The following is a 9,668-nucleotide window of genomic DNA, read 5'->3' as shown; positions in this document are numbered from 1 at the left end:
TGCCGATTAACTCCACCAACGCATCAATCGCTTTTTGGTTGCCAGAGCCAATTTTCCTTAAGCTTTCTGCCGCTTGCCATCGGCTAACATAATTAAATTGTGGTTTGCCGATTAACTCCACTAACGCATCAATCGCTTTTTGGTTGCCAGAGTCAATTTCCCCTAAGCTTTCTGCCGCTAGCCTTCGGGTAGAATCATCCAGTTGTGGTTTGCCGATTAACTCCACCAACGCATCAATCGCTTTTTTGTTGCCTAAGCCAATTTTCCTTAAGCTTTTTGGCGCTTGCAATTGGGTAAAATAACCCAGTTGTGGTTTGCCGATTAACTCTACCAAAGCATCAATCGCTTTTTGGTNNCCAGAGCCAATTTTCCCTAAGCTTTCTGCCGCTTGCATTCGGGTAGAAGCATTTAGTTGTGGATTGCCGATTAACTCTACCAAAGCAGCGATCGCTTTTATGCGATTTGTCTGAGGTAGTGCTGTCCTTGCTCCCTCTGCGATTGGTGTGAGAAAATTTACCCGCTTGTTTTGTTCAACCTTGAACTTGCCAAAGCCCCATTTAACGATTTCCGCCACAATAGCATCTGCGTTGCAAGAATTTTTCCACTCATCAACCGCCGCAGCAGCGAGAAAATAAGCGCGAAACTCGTAAAATCCCCTTCTGACTCTATCAAAAGCTCTGTATTCTCCGCACCCATCATCAAATTCCACCAACACCTGAATAAACTCTTCCTTCTTCTCCCTCTCCACATCCTCACGTCCCAACCACAGCAAAATCAACTCTTTCCACTGCGGGGCAAAAATGCGATAAACGCCTAGCGCGGGGTTGTCGGGAACATGATTCAAAAACTCGTGCCAATCATCAACTGCCAACGCTGCAAAATATTCCTCAAATGTGGTGTGGTAAAAAGCGTAAACTTTCTCTTTTGGTGATTCCGCAGCCAGTCCAACTTCATTTAGCCATCCCAACTTTAACGCTAACCAAAATAAAGAATTTTGCTGTTTTGCATCACCTAATTCCTCACGCACAAACTTATGTCGTAGCCGAAACCGTGACGTTTCTTGATCAATTGCCCGTTTTGCCAAACGTCCCAGCGCAGCGTTTAATTCCTCTTGCTGCTGTTCGGTGGTAGGGAAGCGGTTTTCTTTCCACTTGTAAACCTCTTCCACAAACTGCTGATAAAGTCCGGCTTTAGTTTCCGGTAAACCTCCATCGGAACCTTGCCAAGTGCTACACAACAGCGCTAACCGCAAAGGATTTTTAACTAAATCTTGGATGCGCTGACGTTCAGCTTGATCTAACTCCCTCCATAATTGTTCCCCTTTGTCTGCATCCTTGTTGTGAAACCAACGCCGAATAAACTCTTGCACTTGTTGCGGATATTCAAAATTGAGTAACCGATACGTCTCAAAATTTTCTAAAGTGTTGGCGTTTGCTTCCCAAACATTCACCCGACAAGTCAGCACAACCCGCGCATTTTTCATCCATCCCGTCAACTGCTGGGAAATCTCAGTTAATGGTTGGGGTGAAGACATTTCATCTGCTGCATCCAACAACAACCACACACGATTATTCTTGAATAAATCTGCAAAAGCATTTTCCTGTTCTTCTTTTACACGCACTACTTCTAAAGCATTCTTTAGCCAATCTTGCAGCAGATAATTTTCTACACTCTTTCCTTGCAAGTCTGCCAAAGAAATCCAAATTGGTAAACCCAGATTGTTGTTTAATATCCAAAAAGCTATAGTTTGCAACTGAGTAGTTTTTCCCGCACCCGGTTCCCCGATTAAAGCAATGCGGTGTCCTTGAGTTTTACCAACACCATCACCGATAATTTGCTCTAAAAAAGCCTGATGTTCAAATCGCTGCTTCTCTTCGTAACTCGGTTCGTAAAGCCGTGAACCTTGTTCTGCGGAAATATCCTCGCTGCACTTCTTCGGTTTGTTACGCTCCACCAATGCTAAAGGGACATGAATTGCCTCTAGCTCAAATTTCATCTCATCATCAGCAAACAGCAACTCATTTGTGGTGAGACGCTTGTGCTTTTTCAGCATAGCGCCGCAGATTTCTTGCCAGTAAGACTCGTCTGATTTCTCGGAATTCGCCTGTAAAGCTTTAGATTTTTCTGGTCTACTAGCTTCCCATGCCTGTTCAAATTGATCCAGGTTCTTTTTCTTATCCTTTGACCACAGTTTCAGGGTGAAGTGCCAACTATCAACACCCTTAGTTTGGGTGCGGTTATCTTCCAGAATCTTCAAAAAGTCTTTCAGCAGAACCAGCGCTTCTCGAATTTGCGGTTTGGTAAACTTGCCTAGATGTTTATCTTTTTCTGTGAGATATTCCAAAGCTACCAGAGTTGTCTCGATTATCAGCTTTGGGTTGGCACTGTCTTCTGCTTCCCACTTGAACTTAATATCAAACTTACTGTTTTCAAATTCCCAATTGGCGAAATCAACTAAAGCCTCTAAAAGGCGCTTCACCCGTGCTTTTACCTCAGAACCGTAAGTCTTTCTTGGCATGACAGTCAAAGACAAATCCCAAAAAGTTTGGGGCTACCCTTAATTGAATTTACCACCCCAAACCCATGTATTCCTGATTTGAACGAGATTTTATCCGCCTTGATTGCGTTTACCACCCCAAAGAGATGCTGTATTCAACAACTCATTCAGGTGGTACGAAATGAAAAACAAGGGTCAAAGTGCAAGTCAAAGAGCGATGTCTACGACGGGCTACGCCTACGCTTTCTTGCTAATTCTGCAAACAATATTAATTGGTGTAAATGCCGAAAACCGCATTCAGCAAGGAGACTCACCAATCGAGGTTTTAATCTGGATGATTAATCAATGTATTCCAGTCCTAAAAGAAGCCAGCAGTTTGCAAGAAAAACAGAAAAAGAGCTTGTTACCTAAACATCGCCGTTCTGAGGATCAATAATATCACAAGCCCCTCTTTGCTTGCAGAGATGGGCTGTGGCTATATTGGTTGATTTATATAGGAATCCGGTTTAATTGCGTGAAAAAATCTAATAACAATTTAATTAATGATTGCAACACATCCTTGGTTTAAGACGCGATGAATTGTGGGATGAAGAAGACGCGATGAATCGCGTCTCTACAAGATGTATGGTCTATTTGTTACGTTTCTCGATTGCGTGCAATCCGGTTCGGATAGGGTTTTTTGATAAAAATTATAATAGATGACAAAAACGCCTTGTAGAGACGGCGATTTATCGCGTCTCTCTTGCTCGTCCAGAACACAACCCCATTCGTCCAGAACACAACCCCATTCGTCCAGAACACAACCCTATTCGTTCACAACACAAGTTTATTGTCGTGTAATTACTGAACCAGCAATCCAATCTTATTACAAAAAACACCTTATTTTGCAAGTTTTACTGAACCACTACATCGCTCCATTGAGACACTCTAGAAAGATAAAGTTTAGTAAAAAGTCTGCATTGATGCCACGCCAAAAAAGAAGCTCTACCGTGCTAGAAAAAACCGAACAGAGAGTAATCGGATTTAAATCAATCGATTCTAGCCTCGACTTTGGAGATTCCATCAGCTTAAACCATTTAACCGAGTTAACCGGGCAACTCCGCAACCAGATTGACCAGTATAATATGATGCTAACTGCCATTGACACAGCAAAGGAACAAATAGAAACCCTTGAAAAGAATATCCGCGAAACCTCAGAACGCTTAGTCAGTGGTGTGGTGTTAAAGTATGGCAAAGACAGCCGGGAATACGAGATGACAGGCGGAGTACGCAAAAGCGATCGCATTCGCAAAGCCACCATTACGCGGTTAAAATCCACCACAGACTCAAAAGCGGCTTCTACACAGACGGCGTAATGAGCAACAAATAGGCATCATTCGTTGTGAATGATGCCCATGTTATCGCAGTTTTATTCCTCAATCAACTCAAAATCAACCCGTTCATAAATATCACGCAAGGCAATTTGAAATTCAATAGAATCTAAGACTAAAATTGCCTCTTCACCTTCATATTCCTTAAAAATCCATTGACCTTCTGCTTGTTTAGTAAATTGTTCTACAGCAAAACTATACTGGTCAATCATAATATATTCTTTAAAACCAGGGATTGAACGATAATATTTAAACTTATCTATTTTGTCATAATTTTTAGTTGAATTTGATAAGACTTCAACAATTAATAAAGGATTAGTAATAGTTGTTGTACCTGTTCCCTCATAAATAGGCTTACCTTTGATGACGATTACATCAGGATAAGTATAAAGGCGATAACGGGGTATTGATACTTTAACATCAGCCATATATATGTCATAAGCTTGATCTTCTACTGTCAGAGGAAACTTGCGACAAAAATTAAGTGCAATTTTGTTGTGGTTAGTTGTTCCCCCAGTCATGGGTATAATTTCTCCATCTCTGTATTCATTTTTATATTCAGCCTTCTCTTCTAATTCCAAATATTCTTCTGGGGTGTAGTAGCGCTTTTCTGTTTGCAAAACCATATTAATTAACTCATAAAATGAGGGAATGGGTATGTTATCAATAGCGTAACGTACCCGAAAGATAGCGAAAATAAATAATTTTGTTATACAAATACGGTTGCAGACAATGTAACAATAGCGATCGCAAGCAAATATTTTTAGCCATACCCACCAGTGAACGCCCCTACCCACATCTCTGCACAAACTCAGAATCGCAAAGCCGATCACATTCGGATCTGTTTAGAGGAAGATGTTCAGTCTCATCAAATCACCAATGGACTGGAACGTTATCGTTTCACCCATTCTTGCTTACCCGAACTAAACCACAACGATATTGATGTCAGCACAACTTTCCTGGGGAAACACCTTGGCGCACCCTTGTTAATTTCTTCCATGACTGGCGGAACAGAACAAGCCGCAATGATTAACCAACGTTTGGCCCAAGTCGCGCAACACTACAAAATTGCAATGGGTGTCGGTTCCCAGCGAGTCGCGGTAGAAAAACCCCAAGTGGCTGATACTTTTGCTGTCCGCAAGTATGCGCCCGATGTTCTGTTATTTGCCAACTTAGGCGCTGTGCAACTTAACTACAAGTATGGCTTAGATGAATGTTTGCGCGTAGTTGATATTTTAGAGGCTGATGCCCTGATTTTACACATTAACCCTCTACAAGAGTGCATTCAACCCAAAGGTGATACTAATTTTCGGGGATTGATTGACAAAATATCTGATTTGTGCAGTAAAATACCAGTACCAGTGATTGCCAAGGAAGTAGGTAACGGCATTTCAGCAGCGATCGCACAGAAACTAATTGCCGCTGGAGTAGCAGCCATTGATGTGGCGGGTGCGGGAGGTACTTCTTGGGCAAAAGTAGAAAGTGAACGGGCAGAAAATCCTTTGCAACGTCGCTTAGGGATGACATTTGCCGATTGGGGTTTACCGACAGCAGAGTGCATTACAACTATTAGAGCGATCGCACCAAATGTGCCCTTAATTGCTTCAGGAGGTTTGCGTCATGGATTGGATGTCGCAACTGCGATCGCCTTGGGAGCAGACATAGCTGGTTTAGCAATGCCTTTCTTGCAAGCAGCAGCAACATCAGAGACAGCAGTTGCGGAACTCGCTGAAGTATTAATCGCCGAAATCACCACAGTCTTATTCTGCACTGGCAACACCACCTTGTATCAGTTAAAGCACTCTGGAAGTTTACAGCGCATAGAATAAATTAAGTAGGTCATTAGTCATTAGTCATTTGTCCTTTGTGAATGACCAATGCCCAATGCCCCTCAAGAGTGCTGAGTGCTGAGTCATGAGTGCTGAGTGGGGAATCTCACTTTTTTACTCAGAACGGGCTAAACGCCCCGCTAACGGAACTCGGAACTCGGAACTATTTTGCCCCATGCCCAATGACTAATGACTAATGACTAACTTTATTAAACAAACTTTTGCTAGTTTAGTTGGCACCTTACTAGGACTAATTATTTTCGGTGGTTTGGGAGCCACTGGACTGTTTCTCCTGATATTGGCTGCTACCTCCTCTAAAGATACTGGGCCAAATGTGAAAGATAAGTCAGTGCTGGTTTTTGACTTGTCAATGAAAATTACTGATGGCGAACCTAGTTCAGACCAACTGTTTCAAAACACAATATCAGGTGTGGATGAAGAAAGAATAACACTCCGCAAAGTTGTGGAAACTTTGGAAAAGGCTCGACGCGATCCGCGAATTATCGGGATCTACCTGGATGCGACAAGCGCAAGCCAAGCTAGTGATGTCGGCTACGCTTCCCTGAAAGAAATTCGGAAAGCACTGGAAGAGTTTCGCGCTGCTGGAAAAAAAATTGTCGCCTATGGCAGTGATTGGAGTGAAAAAGGATATTACGTTAGTTCAGTGGCGGATTCCATTGTACTTAATCCTCTAGGAATGATGGAAGTCAACGGTTTGAGTTCACAACCGATATTCTTAGCGGGAGCATTGCAGAAATATGGCATTGGTATTCAAGTCGTGCGAGTGGGGAAATTTAAGGGAGCTGTTGAACCGTTTCTCTTGACAAAGTTAAGTCCAGAAAACCGCGAACAAACTCAGAAATTGTTAGATGATGTTTGGGGAGAGTGGCGCACTGCTGTAGGCGCAAGTCGGAAAATTCAACCTAACCAGTTACAAGCGATCGCAGATAATCAGGCGCTACTAGAAGCCACACAAGCCAAAACCAGCCGTTTAATTGATCAAGTACAATACCCCGATGAAGTGGTAACTGACCTCAAAAAGTTGACAGATAGCGATAAAGAAGACAAAACATTTCGTCAAATTAGCCTGAATAGCTACGCCCAAGTTTCCGGCAAATCTTTGGGTGTAGAACGTAGCTCAAAAAATCAAATTGCCGTAGTTTATGCTGAAGGCGAAATTGTCGATGGTAAAGGAGAAGATGGGCAAGTAGGAGGCGATCGCTTTGCCAAAATCTTCAACAGACTGCGACAAGATCAGGATGTGAAGGCGGTTGTATTAAGAATTAATAGTCCTGGTGGTAGCGCTACCGCATCTGAAGTCATGCAGCGAGAAGTGAAATTAACTCGTGAGGCAAAACCAGTTGTAGTCTCAATGGGTGATATTGCCGCCTCTGGTGGTTATTGGATTGCTAGCGACTCCAATCGCATTTTTGCCGAACCAAATACCATCACAGGCTCAATAGGTGTGTTTGGAGTACTATTTAATGGGCAAAAGCTGGCTAATGATAATGGTATTACCTGGGATTCGGTGAAAACCGCACGCTATGCTGATAGTCAAACAGTTTCGCGTCCGAAATCGCCTCAAGAGTTGGCACTTTATCAGCGCAGTGTTAACCGCATTTATAATATGTTTCTGAATAAAGTTTCTCAAGGTCGCAAACTCCCAGAACAAAAAGTGGCAGAAATTGCCCAAGGAAGGGTTTGGTCAGGTGTGGCGGCCAAAGAAATTGGTTTGGTGGATGAAATTGGTGGTTTGAATACTGCGATCGCTTATGCTGCCAAGCAGGCGAAACTAGGAGAAGACTGGGAAGTGCAAGAATATCCTCGCACTAGCAGCTTCGGAGAACGCTTTTTTGGGCGTGTAACAGAAGAAGCGCAGACTGCTTTAGGAATTGAGGGTACGCAACTCAAACAATCCAATCCCCTCACCACTGAATTTCAAAAGCTGCAACAGGAAGTAGAGATTCTGCAAAGGATGAACGATCCACAAGGGGTTTACGCCCGCTTGCCTTTCAACTTGAAAATTGAGTAGATGCTGTTTTGAGCATCTACTCAATACAGTTCAGATAAACCCAAAACGCAGATTGTAGAGACGCGATTTATCGCGTCTTGAAAGACCAATTACCTACACCAATAACTTTAAAGACAGACCAGTACAGCGAGGCCCATGAGTTTGCATCATCAGCCATAAACCAGCTGACATTTGCTGCCCAGATGTGTAAAGTAGTTGAGAGTCAACTACAATTTCCAACCTTTGACAGAATTTTAGATTTGGAATTTTGCTGAAGCAGCCCGATTCAACAGTGGCTCAAGTATAGAAAAATCTAAAATTTTTTATTTAGACCAAGTGTATTTACATCCTTCTCCAACTTAAAGTCTAAAATACAAAATTGAGTAAAACATCCATCTATGGCTAGAAAAACACAACGTCTTTTGCTGCTAATTGTTTCCTGTAGTATCACTGGTGTAATTTTAGGAGGTACTGCTGGTTGGGCAGAAAGTAATCTCTGCTTGGGAGACAATAAAGTTACCAGTGAGTGCCTAACCCAAGATCCAATCCAAAAAACTATCCAAGGAATGAGTACTGGATTGGTAGCTGGGGCTGGGGCCGCTTTTGGGGCAGTATGGCAATTACGGCATGAAGATTGAGCATGAACTACCACTAACCCGGAATTTCGGGTTAGGTTGGGTTTCTGTACTAATTAGCCAGTGCCTCCACTTTTACTTTTGCCCAGCATAAAGTCATCTGGGTCAATAATCCTGATTTATATAGCTTTGGAAGAATACCGATCTATTAATGCACGAGCAAATTTCTGGTGTTGTTCAGCTAGATATTGAGGAGAGATAAACTGAGCATTGTCCATGAAGCGGTACACCCAGCGGCAAAACTCCTCCAGCGATCGCTCACGAAGTTTAACAATATAATCTATGTTAAGTAGGTTTGCTATGTGTATTATTCATAAGTCTGGGTTAATCGCCTGGATTAGTGAATGAAATAATCAGCTTTTTGGTCACTTACGTTGTTTTATTGACATTTTGCAACGCAGTCACAGCGCGATCGCAATTAATCAACCGCTAGCTTCCAACCCTTGGTTCCAACTTCCACCAACTAGCGCCGTGTTGTTGTAAGTTGAAGTCGGAAGTTACCGGGGTATGAGTAGCATTCGCGCAGAAAACCGGGTTAGGAGACATAACACCAGTAATACAAACATACTTCAAAGCTGAAACCCTTATTTTCTCGTTGAGTAGTGACTCGATAATAAGCAGAGCGTCAATGGCCTTAGTTCTGGATATAATCCTTATCTAATAAGACTTTCAAGCTTATCCCGGTTTTCGGTTCGCCTGCTACTCAAACCCTATAGAATTGGTATAAACCTATGAGAATAGAAAAGTGATCGCTCTCTATCTCAGCCCTAATCTTTAAGCATTAAGCTCTAGGTACTCTAATATATCTGTCAGGGTTATCCGCACGATACTCAAAAATTCGATGTAGTGTACCTTCTCCTCCGCCATCATAATTTGTTCTATAGTGAGACTCTGAAACTACAACTTTTTTAACACCAGAGCTATCAATATAAACACGCTCAACCACAGCCACATGATTCATACCATTCCTTGTCCATTGTGCAATATCACCAAATTGCACATCATTACTATCTACAATGGTCGCTCCATTGGAAAGCTGATTATGCCACTGATTAGCATTACCAGACATTGAATTAAGCGCAGCAGCATTACCACCCAGTTCTTTTAAACGACCATGAGCGTACCAAGTACAATTTCCTTCTGTCCCTGTGTTATCAGGATTTTGCAGCCCTATAGGTGCGTAATTGTTCTTCCAAAATATATTACCTGTTGTATAGAACTCAGGGCGAGTTTTAAAGTAGTCCAATCCTACTGGCTGCGTCAGTAAAGCAGTAGTATTATCTACACCGTTCGTTCCTTGGATCTGCCACTCCTGACCCACTGGGT

The 9,668-nt window shown here is 42.5% G+C and carries 9 protein-coding genes; 5 read left to right on the top strand and 4 right to left on the bottom strand.

Annotation, left to right across the window (positions count from 1 at the left end; translation table 11 throughout):
- A partial coding sequence (locus tag A4S05_RS43775; protein ID WP_370684500.1) for a HEAT repeat domain-containing protein occupies positions 1 to 226 on the bottom strand: 226 nt, incomplete at its 3' end.
- A 130-nt stretch (positions 227 to 356) separates the two neighbouring features.
- A partial coding sequence (locus A4S05_RS30255; RefSeq protein ID WP_256091268.1) for an NACHT domain-containing protein occupies positions 357 to 2,518 on the bottom strand: 2,162 nt, incomplete at its 3' end.
- Between the two features lie 160 nt (positions 2,519 to 2,678).
- On the opposite strand from A4S05_RS30255, the gene A4S05_RS30250 reads away from it, so the two are divergent.
- Positions 2,679 to 2,933, top strand: a complete 255-nt coding sequence (locus A4S05_RS30250; protein ID WP_141699840.1) for a hypothetical protein — start codon at positions 2,679 to 2,681, stop codon at positions 2,931 to 2,933.
- Positions 2,934 to 3,459: 526 nt separating this feature from the next.
- Entirely contained in the window at positions 3,460 to 3,852 is a 393-nt protein-coding gene (locus A4S05_RS30245; protein ID WP_069073470.1) for a hypothetical protein, read from the top strand.
- 53 nt (positions 3,853 to 3,905) lie between these two features.
- Here the strand turns inward: A4S05_RS30245 and A4S05_RS30240 are convergent, their stop codons facing one another.
- The gene (locus tag A4S05_RS30240) at positions 3,906 to 4,493 is read right to left on the bottom strand and encodes a Uma2 family endonuclease (RefSeq protein WP_069073469.1); all 588 of its coding nucleotides are present in this window, start codon (positions 4,491 to 4,493) and stop codon (positions 3,906 to 3,908) included.
- Positions 4,494 to 4,646: 153 nt separating this feature from the next.
- Between A4S05_RS30240 and fni the strand changes: the two genes are divergently transcribed.
- The 3 genes from fni to A4S05_RS30225 all read left to right on the top strand — a co-directional run bounded on the left by fni (position 4,647) and on the right by A4S05_RS30225 (position 8,345).
- Positions 4,647 to 5,696, top strand: a complete 1,050-nt coding sequence (gene fni, locus A4S05_RS30235) for a type 2 isopentenyl-diphosphate Delta-isomerase (protein ID WP_069073468.1) — start codon at positions 4,647 to 4,649, stop codon at positions 5,694 to 5,696.
- A 196-nt stretch (positions 5,697 to 5,892) separates the two neighbouring features.
- Positions 5,893 to 7,728 (top strand): signal peptide peptidase SppA, encoded by a 1,836-nt coding sequence (gene sppA / locus A4S05_RS30230; protein WP_069073467.1) that lies wholly within the window; start codon positions 5,893 to 5,895, stop codon positions 7,726 to 7,728.
- Positions 7,729 to 8,105: 377 nt separating this feature from the next.
- A complete protein-coding gene (locus A4S05_RS30225) occupies positions 8,106 to 8,345 on the top strand; it encodes a hypothetical protein (protein ID WP_069073466.1) in 240 nt (79 codons plus the stop codon).
- A 778-nt stretch (positions 8,346 to 9,123) separates the two neighbouring features.
- Here A4S05_RS30225 and A4S05_RS30220 read toward each other — a convergent pair.
- Positions 9,124 to 9,668, bottom strand: a 545-nt coding sequence (locus tag A4S05_RS30220) for a CHAP domain-containing protein (RefSeq protein WP_141699839.1), incomplete at its 5' end; no start/stop codon positions are given.

It is taken from the genome of Nostoc sp. KVJ20 (assembly GCF_001712795.1).
GTDB lineage: Bacteria > Cyanobacteriota > Cyanobacteriia > Cyanobacteriales > Nostocaceae > Nostoc.
The sequence above is the reverse complement of the archived record's forward strand: the minus strand, read 5'-3'. Positions and strand labels throughout refer to the sequence as shown.

Excerpts from the sequence above, each read along its gene's own strand:
- A4S05_RS30250 (WP_141699840.1), top strand. The coding sequence starts at position 2,679 with ATGAAAAACAAGGGTCAAAGTGCAAGTCAAAGAGCGATGTCTACGACG.
- A4S05_RS30245 (WP_069073470.1), top strand. The coding sequence starts at position 3,460 with ATGCCACGCCAAAAAAGAAGCTCTACCGTGCTAGAAAAAACCGAACAG.
- A4S05_RS30240 (WP_069073469.1), bottom strand. The coding sequence starts at position 4,493 with ATGGTTTTGCAAACAGAAAAGCGCTACTACACCCCAGAAGAATATTTG.
- sppA (WP_069073467.1), top strand. The coding sequence starts at position 5,893 with ATGACTAACTTTATTAAACAAACTTTTGCTAGTTTAGTTGGCACCTTA.
- A4S05_RS30225 (WP_069073466.1), top strand. The coding sequence starts at position 8,106 with ATGGCTAGAAAAACACAACGTCTTTTGCTGCTAATTGTTTCCTGTAGT.